At 70.6% G+C, this 15,739-nt stretch carries 14 protein-coding genes; 7 read left to right on the top strand and 7 right to left on the bottom strand.

Annotation, left to right across the window (positions count from 1 at the left end):
- Positions 1 to 93: 93 nt before the first annotated feature.
- Positions 94 to 456: a 6-carboxytetrahydropterin synthase QueD gene (gene queD, locus WMF28_RS08740; RefSeq protein ID WP_437601642.1), complete on the bottom strand. Its 363-nt coding sequence runs from the start codon at positions 454 to 456 to the stop codon at positions 94 to 96.
- Between the two features lie 297 nt (positions 457 to 753).
- On the opposite strand from queD, the gene folE reads away from it, so the two are divergent.
- From folE to WMF28_RS08710, 6 genes are all read left to right on the top strand, one after another.
- The gene (gene folE / locus WMF28_RS08735) at positions 754 to 1,332 is read left to right on the top strand and encodes a GTP cyclohydrolase I (RefSeq protein ID WP_437601641.1); all 579 of its coding nucleotides are present in this window, start codon (positions 754 to 756) and stop codon (positions 1,330 to 1,332) included.
- Complete coding sequence (locus WMF28_RS08730) at positions 1,329 to 2,015, top strand: SDR family NAD(P)-dependent oxidoreductase (protein WP_437601640.1); 687 nt, start codon at positions 1,329 to 1,331, stop codon at positions 2,013 to 2,015. The genes folE and WMF28_RS08730 overlap by 4 nt, the downstream gene beginning before the upstream one ends.
- Positions 2,016 to 2,299: 284 nt before the next feature.
- The gene (gene ribA / locus WMF28_RS08725; protein ID WP_437601639.1) at positions 2,300 to 3,133 is read left to right on the top strand and encodes a GTP cyclohydrolase II; all 834 of its coding nucleotides are present in this window, start codon (positions 2,300 to 2,302) and stop codon (positions 3,131 to 3,133) included.
- A 105-nt stretch (positions 3,134 to 3,238) separates the two neighbouring features.
- The gene (locus tag WMF28_RS08720; RefSeq protein WP_437601638.1) at positions 3,239 to 3,967 is read left to right on the top strand and encodes a hypothetical protein; all 729 of its coding nucleotides are present in this window, start codon (positions 3,239 to 3,241) and stop codon (positions 3,965 to 3,967) included.
- Between the two features lie 160 nt (positions 3,968 to 4,127).
- Entirely contained in the window at positions 4,128 to 5,297 is a 1,170-nt protein-coding gene (locus WMF28_RS08715) for an MFS transporter (RefSeq protein WP_437601637.1), read from the top strand.
- A 349-nt stretch (positions 5,298 to 5,646) separates the two neighbouring features.
- On the top strand, positions 5,647 to 7,377 hold the full coding sequence (locus WMF28_RS08710; RefSeq protein WP_437601636.1) for a hypothetical protein: 1,731 nt from the start codon (positions 5,647 to 5,649) through the stop codon (positions 7,375 to 7,377).
- A 64-nt stretch (positions 7,378 to 7,441) separates the two neighbouring features.
- On the opposite strand, the gene WMF28_RS08705 is transcribed toward WMF28_RS08710, so the two are convergent.
- The 4 genes from WMF28_RS08705 to WMF28_RS08690 form a co-directional block, all read right to left on the bottom strand.
- A complete protein-coding gene (locus WMF28_RS08705) occupies positions 7,442 to 9,496 on the bottom strand; it encodes a CotH kinase family protein (RefSeq protein ID WP_437601635.1) in 2,055 nt (684 codons plus the stop codon).
- A gap of 92 nt (positions 9,497 to 9,588) precedes the next feature.
- Positions 9,589 to 10,464, bottom strand: coding sequence for an NAD-dependent epimerase/dehydratase family protein (locus WMF28_RS08700; protein WP_437601634.1), 876 nt, complete (start codon positions 10,462 to 10,464; stop codon positions 9,589 to 9,591).
- A gap of 173 nt (positions 10,465 to 10,637) precedes the next feature.
- Positions 10,638 to 12,146 (bottom strand): phenylacetate--CoA ligase family protein, encoded by a 1,509-nt coding sequence (locus WMF28_RS08695; protein WP_437601633.1) that lies wholly within the window; start codon positions 12,144 to 12,146, stop codon positions 10,638 to 10,640.
- 101 nt (positions 12,147 to 12,247) lie between these two features.
- Positions 12,248 to 13,273 carry an NAD-dependent epimerase/dehydratase family protein gene (locus tag WMF28_RS08690; protein WP_437601632.1) on the bottom strand — a complete coding sequence of 342 codons (1,026 nt, stop codon included), beginning with the start codon at positions 13,271 to 13,273 and terminating at the stop codon, positions 12,248 to 12,250.
- Positions 13,274 to 13,397: 124 nt separating this feature from the next.
- Here WMF28_RS08690 and WMF28_RS08685 point away from each other — a divergent pair, with 124 nt between their 5' ends.
- Positions 13,398 to 14,393 (top strand): ATP-binding protein, encoded by a 996-nt coding sequence (locus WMF28_RS08685; RefSeq protein WP_437601631.1) that lies wholly within the window; start codon positions 13,398 to 13,400, stop codon positions 14,391 to 14,393.
- A gap of 34 nt (positions 14,394 to 14,427) precedes the next feature.
- Here the strand turns inward: WMF28_RS08685 and WMF28_RS08680 are convergent, their stop codons facing one another.
- Positions 14,428 to 15,033, bottom strand: a complete 606-nt coding sequence (locus WMF28_RS08680) for a hypothetical protein (protein WP_437601630.1) — start codon at positions 15,031 to 15,033, stop codon at positions 14,428 to 14,430.
- The gene (locus tag WMF28_RS08675) at positions 15,030 to 15,734 is read right to left on the bottom strand and encodes a thiamine phosphate synthase (protein WP_437601629.1); all 705 of its coding nucleotides are present in this window, start codon (positions 15,732 to 15,734) and stop codon (positions 15,030 to 15,032) included. The genes WMF28_RS08680 and WMF28_RS08675 overlap by 4 nt, the downstream gene beginning before the upstream one ends.
- Positions 15,735 to 15,739: the final 5 nt, after the last annotated feature.

Here is a 15,739-nt window from a genome sequence, read left to right as displayed (position 1 = left end):
GGACGCCAAGATAGTTCTCCGTCCTTGGCGTCCTCGGTGTCTTGGCGGTTCGAAGTTCTGCGCTTTTCAGGCAGTTTCAACCCGTTTATCGCTCTAGTCGCCTTCGTACTCGCAGCGGGCGTCGCAGGTTTCGAAGACCGTGACCCGCTTCAAGAAGGGCAACGACGGCGCGAGCCGGTCCCAGATCCATCGAACGAGCACCTCGCTGGTCGGGTTCTCCAGCCCGGGCACCTCGTTCAGGTAGTTATGATCGAGCGCCGTGTAGAGGGGAGCCCAGGCCTGATAGAGATGACTGAAATCGAGAAACCACCCCGTCTCCTCGTTCACGGGTCCCCGGATCGCGACCTCGACCTTGAAGCTATGGCCATGGAGGCGCGCGCATTTATGTCCAGGCGGCACTTTGGGAAGACGGTGGGCTGCCTCGAAGCGAAACTCGTGCACAAGTCGAACATTCATGGTGAACAAAGCTCATGATTCAGACACGGTGAAATGTCAATCGTTCGCGGCGCCGCGCGACGCCGCGAGCGCGTCGCCTCGGCCAATCGACCACTCAGCGCAGTCGCGACATCACTGTACAACACCAACAGATACACTGGCCGGCCACTTCTATATCACCATGTCACATCGAAGAGACACGAGCCGATCGCCATTGACATCCCCAAACCGTTTTGCTCTTTTTACGTGCTCATCGACTTTCTTTCTCCACTTTCCTTCGCCACCCAATTGAATCCGATTCAATTTAAAGAGGTCGCCATGGTCGATCGGCGCAGAGCAGCCCGGGCCATCGAAGAGTTCCTTCGCGCCCTCGGGCGCGACATCGAGGGAGAGCTGGCGGGCACGGGCGCACGGGTCGCCGACGCCTGGGCGGACGACCTGATCGAGGGGGAGGCGATCGACGCGGCCGCCATGCTCCGCAAGGGCGCCATGGAGGCGGGCCCCTTCGATCGCGGGCTCGTCGTCGCGCGCGACCTCGCCGTGACCACGATGTGCCCGCACCACCTCTTGCCGGCCCACGGCGCCGGGATCGTCGCCTACCTGCCGGGCGCGCAGGTCGCCGGCATCGGCACGCTCGCACACGTCCTCGACGCGCTCTCCCGGCGGCTGACCTTGCAGGAGCGCATCGGCGGGCAGCTGGTCGAGCTGCTCGTGCGCGAGCTCGGCGCGCGCGGCGCGCTGTGCAAGCTCTCCCTTACCCACACGTGCCTCGTCTCGCGGGGGGAGCGCAAATCGGGCGCCCTCATCGAGACGATCGCGGTCGCCGGAGCGTTCGCCGAGTCGTGCCCGGCGCGCGACCTCGCCCTCGCCGCCACGCTCTCCGGGGGGCGGGCATGATCGGCCTCGCGGTCGTCACCGGGCCGAGCCGCGGTATTGGCCGGGCCACCGCCCTTGCGCTCGCGCGGCGCGGCCTCGCCGTCGCGCTCCTCGGTCGTCCCGGCCCGCGCCTCGACGAGACCGCCGACGAGGTCCGCCGCCTCGACGTCGCCGCGCTGCCGATCCCCTGCGACGTCGCCTCCGAGGAGCAGGTCGCGCGCGCTGCCGCCGACGTCGTCGCCCGGCTCGGCGCGCCCCGCGTCGTCGTCAACAACGCGGGCATCGTGCGCCGCGGCGCGCGGGTCCACGAGACCTCGGCCGCCGCCTGGGACGAGGTGATGGCCGTCAACCTCCGCGGCCCGTACCTCGTCGCGCGCGCCTTCCTCCCGGCGATGCTCGCTGAGAAGCGCGGCCGGCTCGTCCACGTCGGCAGCATCTCCTCGACCCTCGCGTCCCCCGGCAACGCATCCTACGCTGCGTCGAAATCCGGCCTCGTCAGCCTCTCGAAGAGCCTCGCCGAGGAGCTGCGCGGGACGGGGCTCCAGTCGATCGCCGTGCTCCCGGGCTCGGTGGACACCGACATGCTCGTCGGCAGCGGATTCCCTCCGCAGATGAGCGCGGACGACGTGGCGCGGCTCATCGTGTATGCCGCGCTCGACGCACCGGAGGCCGTGACCGGCGCGGCGATCGAGATGTTCGGCTGACGGGCCGCGCGGCGCCGGCCCGCCGGAGGGGGCCACCGGGTGGTGACATTCCCCCGCTGACGGGCCGACGCAAGAGGGCGCGCGGCCGTAGACCATGCACCGGCGCCTTCGATTGCGATCGGTACCTCGAGGAATAACACGTCGCGAATTTTCTCCTCCATCAAGCCCGGGAGATCAATTCACCCAGATTGGCTTTCTTTCATCGAACCCGTCCGCAGCGCGCCGGAGGTCCTGGTTCGAGATCTCACGCTTCGCGAGCGCATATCGACCGTGACAAAAATCGAATGGAGACCGCAAATGCGTTCTTGAGTTTGTTCCACACGTACGCTACGACACAGCACCTCGAAGCGACATGCCTGCATCCTCCCGAACGGCGAGGTCACCGCTCGCGGCAATCGTCGCTTGTTCAGAGGGCTGAACATGTTCGAAAGGAGAGCGAGATGCACGTCCCCAAGACGGCGATCCGGCCTCAGCTCAAGATACGCGCCCAGGCTCCTGTTCCCACGAAGCATGGAGTCTTTCAGATGCTGGTATTTCATTGGCTCAGCCCGACCAATCCCGAGCACGGGCTTTCCCCCGATCACGTCGCCCTGGTCATGGGTGAAGTTCAAGGGAAATCTGGGGTCACCCTTCGTGTCCATTCCGAGTGCCTCACGAGCGAGGTGTTCAGCTCGTTGAAATGCGATTGCCGCGAGCAGCTCGATGCGGCGCAGACCGAGGTCGGGCGGCACGGCCTCGGCGTAGTGCTCTACCTCAGGCAAGAGGGGCGCGGGATCGGCCTGGCAAACAAGATCCGCGCCTACGAGCTGCAATCGATCGGGCACGACACAGTCGACGCGAACCGCCTCCTCGGGCTGCCCGACGACGCCCGCGGCTATGAGCCTGCGGCCGCGATGATCGAGTACCTGGGCATCGAGTCGATCCGGCTCCTGACGAACAACCCCGACAAGGTGAACGCGCTCCTGGCGCTCGGCGTGCGCGTCGCCTCGCGCGCACCAGCGCTCATTCCGGCCAATCCATTCTCGGCGCCCTACCTGGAGACGAAGCGCCTTCGAATGGGCCATGCCCTCCCTTCGCTGTTGGACGGCGTCGCCGCCTCGAGCGGCGACGCGAAGTAGCGCGGCGTGCGAGACGGCGGGCCGCTCCCGGCGTCAGAGCGGATCTCGCGACCCGGCGACAATCTTCTGTCACTTCATTTTCAAGGCAAATCAAGAGAGGATCGTATGGAAACGCAAGAAAGCACGTCAGCAAGGATGAAGCCCAGCGTCGCTTCAAAGAAAGACAAGATCAAGAGCGTCCTGGAGATGGTCAGCCCGGGCGACTATGAGAGGCTGGTCCAGCAGACCACAGAGATGTTCGACCTGGAATACAACATGGTCGAATCCCACCCGAACAACATCAAAGCCATCATCAAGCACAAGACATTCACGTTCCGGGAAGGGATCTCGCTCTCTTCCAAGACGTTCATGATCTTGCATAGCCTGGGGCACTACTACTTCATCTCCAACGCCAAGAAGGTGAAGAACACCAGGTACGAGTACATCTACGACAAGGCAGGGAAAGACTCCCCCAACCTTCACCTCTACAATAACCTGGGCGAAGAGCCTCGCGTGGTCACCGACCAGATGCGAAAAGACAGGATCGACTTCGAAGTCGGCGCCAACAACTTCGGCATCGAGTTTCTGAAGCACCTCGACATGGCGCACCTAGCCCCGGTGGTGAGCATCTACCAGGCGGGCGATGTCAACTATATCCTCGACGTGACGGCGCACGGGAAAGATGCCATCGTACCAACCGATTACGACTACCTGGAACGGTACATCTGCAACGGGCTCACCTACGAGGAAGAACCGAACGACGAGCGGATTTTTGCCCCAGAAGAGTTTTCTCTTCACGGCACCATGAACTGGTCTTATATCGATGAACTGAAGCTCGAGGTTCACTTTTTCTGACCGAGGCGACAGGCCGCCGAACGCTGGGCCCCGACGGCGACGCGAAGCCGTCGCCGGCAACGCAGGTAATCACTGGGTGACAATTCAAGATAGCCATCCCCCCGCTCGTCGCGCGGTGCCTCATGTGCCAACCCGGCGGCTTTTCCCGCTGATGCTGGTCATGTTTCTCATCGGGACGGCGGAGGTGATCGCGGGGCCGATGATGACGGCCATGGGCGCTCATTTCGGTGTGCCTGCTGCGCGGATTGCCTGGTTGCCGGCGAGCTATGCCCTCGTTTATGCCTCCCTCGCGCCATTTCTTGGCCCCCTGTCCGATCGGTTCGGGCGCAAGGCGCTGCTGCTCCCCGGGCTCGTCGGGTTCAGCGCTGCAGCAGCGTTCATCGCCCTGGCGTCCTCCTTCACGTACGCGGTCGCGGCTGGCACCTTCGGGGGCCTCTGCGCCGCGGCGGTCCAGCCGAACGCGCTGGCCATCATCAACGACGATATCGAGGAGGAGGCGCAGCCGGCGGCCACGGGCCGCGTCTTCATGGGGTTGACGCTCAGCTTCGTCGTCATGCCGGTCGTCAGCGCCCTGCTCGCCGCACGGTTCGACTGGCGAGCGGCGTATCTCCTCGTCGCAGCCGCGGCGCTCGTGGCCGCCGTCCTGGTAGGGCGGATGCCTGTCCGGCGCGCTGTCGCAAGGAACCTCGGGTTCTGGAGGACGTTCCGAGAGGCGCTCGCCATCTACAGCGTCCGGCGACGGCTCGCGGCGAGCTTTCTGTGGCTGGGTCTGTCGATCGGCGTCACCACCGTCCTGGCCGAGATCTTGCGTCGTCGCTTCCACCTGCAGACCGAGGCCACAGGCATCCTGGTCGGCGCGTTTGGACTTGCGACGGTGGTAGGGAACTCCTTGATCGGCCGAACCGAGAGGCTCGCCGGCTCGCGCTCGCGGGTCGTCGTCGGCGGCATCGTCGCGACGCTCGTCGGATGTCTGGTGGTCGGCGTGCTCCCGCCGCTCTCGTTGCCGATGGCCGCGCTCGCGGGGGTGGTCTGGGCGCTGGGGTACGGCATTGCGGGCCCTGTCCATCACGCCGGCCTGGGGCAGAGCTCACGCCACGCCCGGGGCACCATCACCGCCCTGAACGCGAGCTTTCTCAACCTCGGTATCGTCATCGTTGCGTTCGGCGCCGGGCGCTTCTTCGACGATCTCGGCGTCGAGGCCGTGGTTGGCATGGCGGTCCTCGGAATGCTGAGCGGACTCGGCTTGATTTTGACCATCCGGCCGGCGCCCGCTCTTCGAGCGAGCGAACCGGAGGCTCTCGCAGATCGACCGCGGTTTTCCCGTCGCTGACGGCGACCGCGGCGCCGCTGCCCGATCATGCTCCCGTGTCGATCGCGCGCCGCCGGCGGCGCGCGGCGGATCGCGGGTCCGATCGGGCCGGAGCACGTTGCCCCAAGATCACGCACGAGCTCGAGCATCGACCCCCAGCAGGCGACGTGTCGGGCACCGAGGAGCTCGGTGGGTGTCGTAAGCTCATGGTGAGGGAGGCGCGCAGGCGGATCGTGTCATCTTGCGTTGGATGGCCGTCCACGTCGCTCGATCGTTGATCCGAGCGAGCGCGGTCCGCCTGGACAAGCGAGCGAAGTTGGAGTCCACTTGTCGTTTCGGACTCACGCGTCCTTTCAGGAGAGGAAGCCCGATGCGCTGGTCGACCTTCAGCAAACCGTCTGCTCTTGCGTGGTGTGTGGCCCTCTTGGCGGCGCTCGGCGCGGGCGGGACGGCGCGCGCCGACGTCGTGCAACCGAACGGCACCGTCGTGCCTGCGAGCCCTGGACGACTGAGCGGCCTGGTCAACGGGTCGGCGGACAATGACGACATCGACGAGAGGATCGACGTCGTGGCCGACGCCGCGGTGGAGCCGCAGGTGTTCTCGCCGCTCTGCGAGTTCAGCGGCAAGTACATCGCCAAGGGAGGCGGCGCCAACTTCGCCGTCGGCTGGTACAACGTCGACGACAGCCGCGCGAGCGACGACCCGCCGGTGTACGTTCCTGTGAACTCCAGAGCAGGCCTCAACACGGCGGCGCCGGACAGCGATATCCAGATCCTCTTTCCCTTCTCGACCGACCTGCCGCCCGCCGCGATGCGCGAGCTGACGGCGGTCTCGATCCGCGAGAATCCCGCGTACGCCGGCGGACTCATCGGGTTCGTGCTGATCCCCAACCCGAACGGCACCGGCAACGAGAATGCCACGCAGTACCATTACACCGAGCACCGGTTCAACGTGGAGTGTACGGCGTGCGCGACCCCGGGCCCGTGGTACTCGGATCTCATCTACAGGTCGAACGAGCTCCTCAACACGTTTTACCTGGGCTTCGAGGATCTCGACTTCCTGAACGCGGCCGGCGCGGCAGGGGTGAACGGCAACGATCTCGACTACGAGGACTTCCTGTTCCGCTTCTCCGGCATCACGTGCCCCGAGGCCGGCCAGCCGTGCGAGGTCGACGAGAACATAGGCGCGTGCCGCCTCGGGATCTCCGACTGCGACGCGCAGGGACAGGTGATCTGCACTCCCTTCGTCCTGCCCGGCAGCCAGGCCGAGCAGTGCGACGGCGTCGACAACGATTGCGATGACGTCATCGACGAGGAGGCGCCCTGTCCGGAGGACCAGGTGTGCAACCGCGGCCGCTGCGTGGACCACTGCGAGTCTGCGGAGTTCCCGTGCGAGTCGGGGTTCGTGTGCCGCGAGGGCCTGTGCGTCGAGGAGGCCTGCGTCGACGTGGCGTGCGAGGTGGGCGAGGTGTGTCAGGGGGGCGAGTGCCGCGCTCCGTGTGACGGTGTGGTGTGCCCGCACGACCAGGTCTGTCGCGCCGGGCGCTGCATCGACCCGTGCCAGGACGTCGTGTGCAACTCCGGCCAGGTGTGCGAAGGGGGCGTGTGCGTGCTCCAGTGCAACTGCCGCGGGTGCCCGACGAACGAGCGCTGCGACATGGACGGCGGGCGATGCGTCGAGGCGGCGTGCGCCGGCGTCACGTGCGAGGCCGGCACCTATTGCCGGGAGGGCGCGTGCGTCGAGGTCTGCGAGGGGGTCGTGTGCCCCGCGGGCGAGCGGTGCGAGGCGGGCACGTGCGTCCACGAGCCGCCGCCGCCCACCGCCACGTCGTCGGTCGGCGCGGGGCTCGACCCCATCTCGTCGTCCGGCGCGGGCGACGCCGCGTCGGGTTCGGGCGGGGCGCCGTCCACCGGCTCGGGCGCCGGCGCTTCCGGGAGCGGCGAGTCATCGGGCTGCGGCTGCCGCCTGGGCGCCGACACGCCCTCTGCGGGCGGGGTCGCCGCCTTGCTCCTCGCCGCCGGCCTCGGGTTCCGCCGCGGGGTACGCCGCCGGCCGGCCCGCGGGCGGCGCCGCGCGGCCGGCGGTGGTGAGATGAGCTGAAGGACCACAAGGGCGCGCGCCGGAGAGCGCGCGGAGAGATCGGGCGGGCCGCGGCGTCAGGCGATCACGGGGCGCCGGACGTCGCGCCGAAGATCTCGACGTCGTCGATCACGACGGCGCCCGAGTCGACCTTGTTCCGGCCGAGGAAGCCGCTCGCGCCGACGCCGTTCATCTCCGGGCTGAAGGCGAGGCCGATGATCGACGCGAGCACGTCGTTCACGTCGTCGCCGGGGTCGAGCCCCTGGTCGATGGCCCAGCCGGGAAGCGCGATGTCGGCGAACCTGAGCTCGATGAGCGTCGGCTCGGCGCCGAGCCGCACGTCCCAGCCGTGGCGGACGCCGGCGATCCCGTTGCTCTGCGCGGGGCTCTCGACGTCGACGCGCAGCCAGCGCGCCGCGTCGGCGCGCGCCCAGAAGCGGACGCCCTCGAGCGGCGTCACGTCGACCGAGCCCTCGGCGACGGGCGCCGTGAAGTACACATACTGCCCCCAGGCGTACGCCTCGTCGCGGAAATCGAAGCTCAGGAGCAGGCTCTGCGCGCCGTTCAGCGGCGCGTCCTGCGTGAGGCTCTGCACGGCGCCGGACGCGCTGTTGGTGGCGAGCAGCGTCCCGACGTACAGCTCGAGCGTGTCCGCGGCCTCGAAGTCGTTGATCCCCGCCGCGGTGAACGAGAAGGGCAGGAGGGGCGTGTTGCTGGCGAACCGGCCCAGGCGCTCGCGCAGGATCGGCACCTCGTCCTCGAGGCGCTCGACGGCCAGCTCCCACGCAGCGAGGCCGGGTCCGAGCGGGTCCTCCTCGACGGCAGCGCGGATCAGCGCCGCGTACTTCTCCACCTGCTCTTCGAGCCGCCCCTCGCTGAACGGCCCGTCGAGCAGCGCCTGGAGCGCGGCCTGATAGCCCGCCGCGTCCTGGCTCAAGGCGCCGAACAGCGCGTCGCAGCCCGGCACCCGCACCCGCTCGGCGCCCATGAACACCGGGAGCACGGTGGGGCAGGTCGCCGGCGTCTCGGTCCAGCGGGGCACATGGCCAAAGTAGGTGCTGGCGCCGAGGGTCTGGTCGAGATCCCACGGAATCAGGTGGAACTTGCCCGAGGAGGGCTCGTCGTAGATGAAGAAGTTGTGGTTGTTGGCGCCACCCGCGCTGTCGACGTAGAAGGTCGTGACCCCGTCCCAGTTCACGATCGCCTCGTCGACGGCCATGTAGCGCTGCAGCTGCTCGACGTCCGTCCACTGCGACAGCGCGGCGAGGCGCTCGTCGCCCTCGGCGGACGAGAGGGCGGTCGAGAACGCGACGAAGCGCTCGTGCGTGGCCTCGTCCTCGTTCGTCTCGATCCGCTCCGCGTAGTAGCTCGCGTCGCCCGTGGCCGGCCACGCTTCCTTGTAGAGATCGCCGTCCGGCCCCTCGGGAAAGTGGCTCTCCAGAAAGCGGCCGTCCACCTCCTCGACCATCGAGAAGAGCCCCTGCGACTCGCCGTTCACGTGCAGCGTGGCCCACGCGCTCCTCGGGGCAGCGACGCCCATCTCCCGGTACAGGCCGTAGGCGATCCGCTCGTGGAGCCGGGTGGGGTCCCAGATCATCGAATGGAAGTTCAGGCGCTTTTGCGCGTAGAACCGCTGGCCGTCGACGTACTCGTCGAACTTCACCTTCATGCTGAGCTTCGGGCAGGTGAGGTTTCCCTCGGCGTCGAAGCACATCGCCAGGGTGCCATAACCGCCCTTGAAGCGCAGGCCGACGACGCCCAGGCTCTTGCCCTTGTAGCAGGCCTCGGCCTCCACGTACTCCTCGTCGCGGGCGTTCTCCTTGAGCTCGGCCCAGCGCTCCTCCGGAAGGTGGAAGTCGAAGCGCGGGATCTCGTCTGCCGCGTACAGCTCGTCCGCGTCGCGGCCGGCCAGCGTGGGGTCGGACGGCTCGCAAGGCGGCATCGGGGTCTGCCCGCCGGCCCCGCCGTCGCTCGTGCCGCCGGCCCCGCCGGTGCCCGCCCCGCCCGAGCCTCCCCCGCCGGCGCCCGCTCCGCCCGAGCCTCCCGGCCCAGCGCCGCCGCTCCCGCCCTCATCGTCCCCGCAGCCCGCGCCCACCGCGGCAACCGCCAGTACAAGCAACGTCCAATACCCAAGCTTCATGCAATGCTCCTTCACCGGCACCGAGGGCCCTCGTGCCCCTCGCGCCGTTCGACGCCTGATGTTGGCACGTGCGCTGGCCCGGATCTCGCGATTCACCCGCGACGCCGAGGAGCGGCCGCGGCGAGGGCCGGCGCCGCGGCCTCGACGGCCAGGCACGCCTCGAACCCCTCGCGGTAGCTCGGGTAGAGCAGCGTCATGCCGAGGGCGCGCTTGATCTTCGCGTTGTCCACGGCGCGGTCGTGGCGGAGCGTCTCGTGAAGATCCTCCCGCGGCGCGCCGGCCGGCAGCCCCAGGCCGAGCCGCGCGCAGAGCCAGCGGACGACCTCGATCTGCGGCACGGGCGCGTCGTCCGCGACAAGGAAGGCCTCGCCGGGGGCGGCGCCCGCGAGGGCCGCGAGCGCGAGGCGCGCGAGGTCCTCGACGTGGATGCGCGAGACGACGTTCCTGCCCTGCTGATCGCCCTCGCCGGTCATGCGGAAGTCGCCGCGCAGCAGCCGCTGGTGCAGGCCGCGGCCGGGGCCGTAGATGCCCGCGGCGCGCAGCACGACGGCGCCGCGCTCGCGGTACACGGCCTCGGCCGCGAGGCGCGCCGCGGCGCGCGGGCCGTCGGCCGACGTGGGCGTCGCCTCGTCGATGCGCCCCGAAGCGTCGCCGTACACGGCGGTCGACGACACGTACGCGATCGCGCGCGCGCGGCGGAGCGACGGCGCGATCGCGGCGTCGGTTGCGCCGTCGGGTGGGAAGGCGACGAGCACGTCCGCGCCGTCCGCCACGAGCCGGTCGACGGCCTCGGCGGTGAGCGCCGGCAGGACGCGCACGTCGATGCCGGCCTGCGCGAGCTCGGCGGCGCGCTCGGCGGAGCGCGTCGTCGCGACGACGCGGCCGCCGGACGCCCGCTGCAGGCCGGCGACCACCGCGCCGGTGAAGCCGCAGCCGAGGACGAGGAGCGGGGGGGAGGGATCGAGCATGGTCTGGGCGACCCTTCTACCAGCAGGAGCAGCAAGCGAGTGCGCCCGCGTCGCTTCGCTCCCCCCGCCGCCTCGCGGGGGGACGGGCCGAGGCGTCGCGCCGCGCCGCGATGGCGCGTCTTCCACGCCGGCCCGGACCTGTCGCGCGAGGAGTTCGTGGATCTCGGCCGCCCTCACCCCCCGGACTTGCGCGTGTACCGGTGCTTCACCCCGAGCGGGAAGTACTCCGGATCTCCCGCCGCCCTCAGCGTCACCCGCGGCGCGCGCTTCCCCGCCGGCACGTAATTCCTGAACTCGCTGTTCAGCCGCGCGAGGTGCTCCTCGATCGACCGCGCCGCTGCCTCGCGCCGCGCGTCGCTCTCCCCCTCCCCCGGCGCGAGCTCGACAACCACCGAGAGGGACGCGTCCCTGTCCGCGCCCTCGCGGACCTCCAGCACGAACTTCCCTGTCACCCACTCCTTCACGCCGGGCTGCTCGATGCCCACGACCACGTTCTCCGGATAGATGTTCGCCCCGAAGTACGACACCGTGAAATCCGAGCGCCCGAACACGTGGACGAACGGCAGCTCCCGGACGCCGCGCTCCCCGTCGAGCTCGCGCCGCGGATCGAAGCCGAAGCCGGAGAGCGCCGCCATCATGTCCGCGTGCGAATGGATGCCCCCGCTGTCGAGGATCGCATAACGGACGAGCGGGACGCCGTTCTCGCCCGAGAAGAGGAGCATCCCCTCGCGCTGCTCGAAGAACCGCGCCGCGGGGTCGTACTGCACGAGCGTGGGGAGCCGGTCCTGACCGAAGAGGGCGCGCGCGGCGTCCGGCCTCCCGGCGAGGAACCTGCGGATCGCGATGCTGAGCGGCGTCTCGTTGCCCAGCACGCCCGCGTCCGCCGTCCCGTACAGCGACGCCGAATCGTAGCAGGGCGACGTCGACCCGACGCGCTCGCCGACCAGGCTCCGCCACTCTTCGCTGAACACCTCGCCGGCCGTCACGAGCTTGATCCGGAGAGGCGCCCAGTCGATCCCGCGCGCCCGCCCCGTGTCGATCACGTCCTTCAGGAAGGGCGGATATCCGAGCAGGACCACCTGGTCGAACGCCGGCCCCAGATCCAGGACGACACGGAAGATCTCGTCCTTGTTGTTGCCCGGCGTGATGACCGTGATCGGATACCCCTTCGCCGCCAGGTGACGGCAGCACGCGGCGGTGTACATCCCGCCGACCCACGAGCCGAGCGCGAAGCACACGACCGCGAGCGTGCGGCGCGCGTCGGCCCGGAAGCTGTCGTGAAACACCTGCTCGAAGCGCCGGGCGACCGGGAGCTCGTCCGTGACAGATCGCGGCCAGAACGTCGGCTTGCCCGTCGAGCCCGACGAGACGGCGACCATGTCGCAGGACTCGACGCGCCCGCCCCGGCACAGGTCCGCGATCGGATGCCGGAGCACGTAGTTCTGCTTCGTGATCACCGGGAGCGCCGCGAAATCCGCGGGGGTCCGGACAGCCGCCGGATCCACGCCGTGCTCGTCGAGGAATCGGCGATACGCAGGGACGGTCGCGGCGACCTCGTGGAACAGCGAGAGCGCGCCGGCCGACGGATCGACCTCGCGATGCCGCGACAGCGCCGCGTCGAGCGGCGTGCTCAGGAAGGCGTCGATGGCCGCCAAGACCCGCCCGGGCTCTACATCCTGCATCGCGAGCTCTCCAGTCCTTCGGAGGTTTCACGGCGAGGCGCGCGGGCGGCGCACGACCTCCCGGCCCTCCCGCCTTTCACGGGCTCAGCTTACCTCTTATCTCACGTTGCGCCGGCGTTCCCCGCCCCCGTCCCGGCGGCGAGCGACATCTCCTCTGCGCGCCGCTCGTAGCCCGGCGGCGGCTCGGACGGCGGGTTCGCGAGCAGCGACGTGATCACGGTCTCCAGCCAGCGCCGGAGCGGCGTGTGCTGGAAGCCGAGCTCCGCCCTGGCCTTCGCGGGATCCAGCTCCGACATCCAGCGGTCGCTGAACGGCGACATCGCGACCGGGTCGATGCCGCGGGCCCGGAGCGCGGCCGACGAGATGGGCGCGAGGCGCGCCGGCGCGCCGAGCAGCTCGGCGACGAGCGCGAGCAGCTCCGAGAGCGTCGGCGTCTCCTCCATGCAGAGGTTGTACGCCTCGCCGAAGGTCGACGGCACGAGGAGCAGCTTCGCGATCGCCCTCACGACGTCGCCGCTGTACACGTGCCGCACGGGGTTCCTGCCGCCGTCCGGGACGAGCAGCGGGCCGCCGTCGAGCACGCGCGCGATGTAGCGCTCGAGGCGGCGGTAGGGGTCGCGCTCGCCGTTCACCATCGGGAGGCGCAGCACGGTCGCGGGGAAGCCATCGTCCCGCCAGGCGGCCGCGAGCACCTCCTCGGCGCCGCGCTTGCCCATGCCGTAGGCCCACGCCGCGCGATCTTCCTCGCCCGCGGGCTCCTTGAGCAGCGGGCCGTCGTAGTCGCGCTCGCGCGACGGCCGCGGGCACCCCTCGCGGACGAGGTACACCGAGCCGGTGCTGATCATCACGTAGTGGCCGACGCGCCCGCCGCCGAGCGCCACAGCCGCCGCGCGGCCGTCCGCGGCCGTGTACGCGGTGAAGTCCACCGCGACGTCGAACTCGCGGCCTCCGAGCGCCTGCGCGAGATCGCCGGCCGCCCGGTCGCAGCGGATCCGCGCGACGCGATCGCCGAACAGGTCGGGCGTCGCGCCGCGGTTCAGGAGGGTGATCTGGTGGCCCGCCGCGAGCAGGCGATAGACAAGGAAATGACCCATGAATCGAGTGCCGCCGAGCACGAGGACGCGCATGCGCGGCAAGCTATCACCGCCGCTCGCAATGAGGAGCGGCACGATCGCGGCGCGGGCGGACGCCGGGCGGCCTCTCGCGCGAGCCGGGATCTGGTCGCGCCCCGGTCGTGCTAGATAGCGGGCCGTGCCGTTCTCCCACATCCTTGGCCAGGACACCGCGGTCGGCACGCTCGTGCGCGCGCTCGAGGCGGGTCGCGTGCACCACGCCTACCGCTTCGAGGGCCCGCCCGGCGTCGGCAAGGAGCTCGCGGCCGTCGCGCTCTCGCAGGCGCTCGTCTGCACCGGAGGCGACCCGCTCGGCTGCGGCCGCTGCGACGCGTGCCGGCGCGCGGCCGCGCGCGCCGCGGGGCGCCCCGCGTCGCCTCTGCACCCCGACGTGCAGATCGTGGCGAAGAACTTCTACCCCGCCGCCGTCATCGGCCGGAGCCGCGACGAGCTGACCGAGATCTCGGTCGACCAGGTCCGCGCCATCGTGCTCGCGCACGCCGCCTACACGCCGCACGAGGGGCGCGCGCGGGTGTTCATCGTCCGCGACGCCGAGGACCTCAGCGTCGGCGCCGCGAACGCGTTCCTCAAGACGCTCGAGGAGCCGCGGCCCGGCACCCACTTCGTCCTGCTGACCTCGCGCGGCGATCGCCTGCTCAACACGATCCGCTCGCGCACCCTGCCCGTGCGCTTCGCCCCGCTCTCCGAGCCGATCGTCCGCGGCATCCTCCGCGATCACGGCGTGCCCGAGGAGCGCCACGACCTCGCCGTGGAGCTCGCCGCGGGCAGCGCCTCCACGGCGCTCGAGCTCGCGGACGAGGAGCAGACCGCCGCGCGCGACGCCTTCGTGAAGAGCGCCCTCGCGGCCGCGGCCGCCCGGGACCTCGGTCCCGCCGTCGCGTTCGCGGAGTCGGTGGATCGCGACAAGGGCGCCCTCAAGGACGACCTCCGCGCGCTCAACGCGGCGCTCGCCCGCGAGGCCCGCGCCACGGTCGCGGCCGATCCGCGCCGCGCCGTCGTCTCGGCCAGGCGCTACGCGGCGGTCTCCCGCGCCGTGGCGCAGCTCGAGCGCAACGCCTCGCCGAGCCTGGCGATGGCCTCGCTGATCGCGGAGCTGCGCAGCGTCATCGGCTGAGGGACGCAGCGATCCCCCGCGGGGCAGGCCCGCGTCAGCCCTCGCCGCCGCCGCCCAGCCGCTCGTACCCGCCGTCCTCGATGCGCCGTCCGGCCCAGGCGTGGATGCGCCCCTCGCTCGCGATCACCACGGCCGCGTCGTGCCCGCCGCCCTCGTACAGGGCGATGATCCCCGCGTGGCCCAGCGAGGGCGCGCCCTGCCCCAGGCGCTCCAGCGCCGCCGGCAGCCGCGCCCGCCGCCGCAGGGTCATGCCCGCGATCTCGAGCGTCGCCGGCGGCTCCTCCGGCGAGTCGACGGCCGCGGGCGCGAGCCACAGGATCTCGCGCCGCGGCGCGGGGAAGGCCGCCACCGCCCCCTGCGCCGCGCCCTCGGGCGCGAGGAACACCGCGGCGACGATCTCGCCCCGCTCGCGCGCCACGATCGCGCCCGAGAGCCAGCGCTCCTCGATTCCGGCCAGGACCACGTCGCCGAGCGCGAACGGCAGCTCGTCCCACGGCGCGCCCTCGGGGGACGCCGCCGGCGCGGCGCGCTCGTTCTCGCCGCCGTCCTCTCCCGACGCCTCCCGCTCGCGGCGCGCCGCCATGTAGCCCACGGTCACGGCCACCGCCGCGGCGGCCGCCGCGAGCAGCGTGAGGCTCATCGCGCGCCCCCTCCGGGCGGCGCCGCCGGCGCGAGGGCCTCCTTGAGCGCCCGCGCCCGCGCGCTCACCTCGTCGAGCGCGCGCGACGTCGGCGCGCCCTGCTCCGGCAGCAGCGCGGCGATGATCGCCGCGGCGGAGCAGAGCGGGCCCACGTCGCGCGCCCTCTCCAGCGAGATCCCGCCGATGGCCACGACCGGCAGCCCCGGCCGCGCCCGCTCGACGATCGCGCGCAGCGACGCGAGCCCCTCGAGACCGACAACGGCGTCCGGGCGCTCCTTGCTCGAGGTCGTGAAGATGGGTCCGATCGCGACGTAATCGAGGTGCTCGGGCGGCCCCTGCAGCGCGGCCTCGAGCTGCGCGCGCGTGTGCGTGGAGAGCCCGACGCGCAGGGCGACACCGGCGCGCTGCGCGAGCGCGTGCACCGCGGGCACCGGGAGATCGTCCTGGCCGACGTGCACCCCATCGCAGCGCGCCAGCACCGCGAGATCCGCCCGGTCGTTCGCGAACAGCGGCACGCCCGCGCGCGCCGCGAGCGGCCGGATCGCGCGGAGGAGCGAGAGCGTGCCTGCCGCCCCGCCCCGCTTGTCGCGGAGCTGGAGGGCCGCGGGACGCGCGTCGAGGACGGCCTCGGCGAACGCCGCCGGATCGAGCCCGCGAGGCGCGAGCGAGTCGGTGTCGACGATGGCGTACAGACCGCGCATGACCA

Origin of the sequence: Sorangium sp. So ce590, assembly GCF_051521365.1 — a bacterium.
In the GTDB taxonomy this organism is placed as follows: Bacteria; Myxococcota_A; Polyangia; order Polyangiales; family Polyangiaceae; genus Sorangium.
This window is presented reverse-complemented; position numbering and strand designations above follow the sequence as displayed.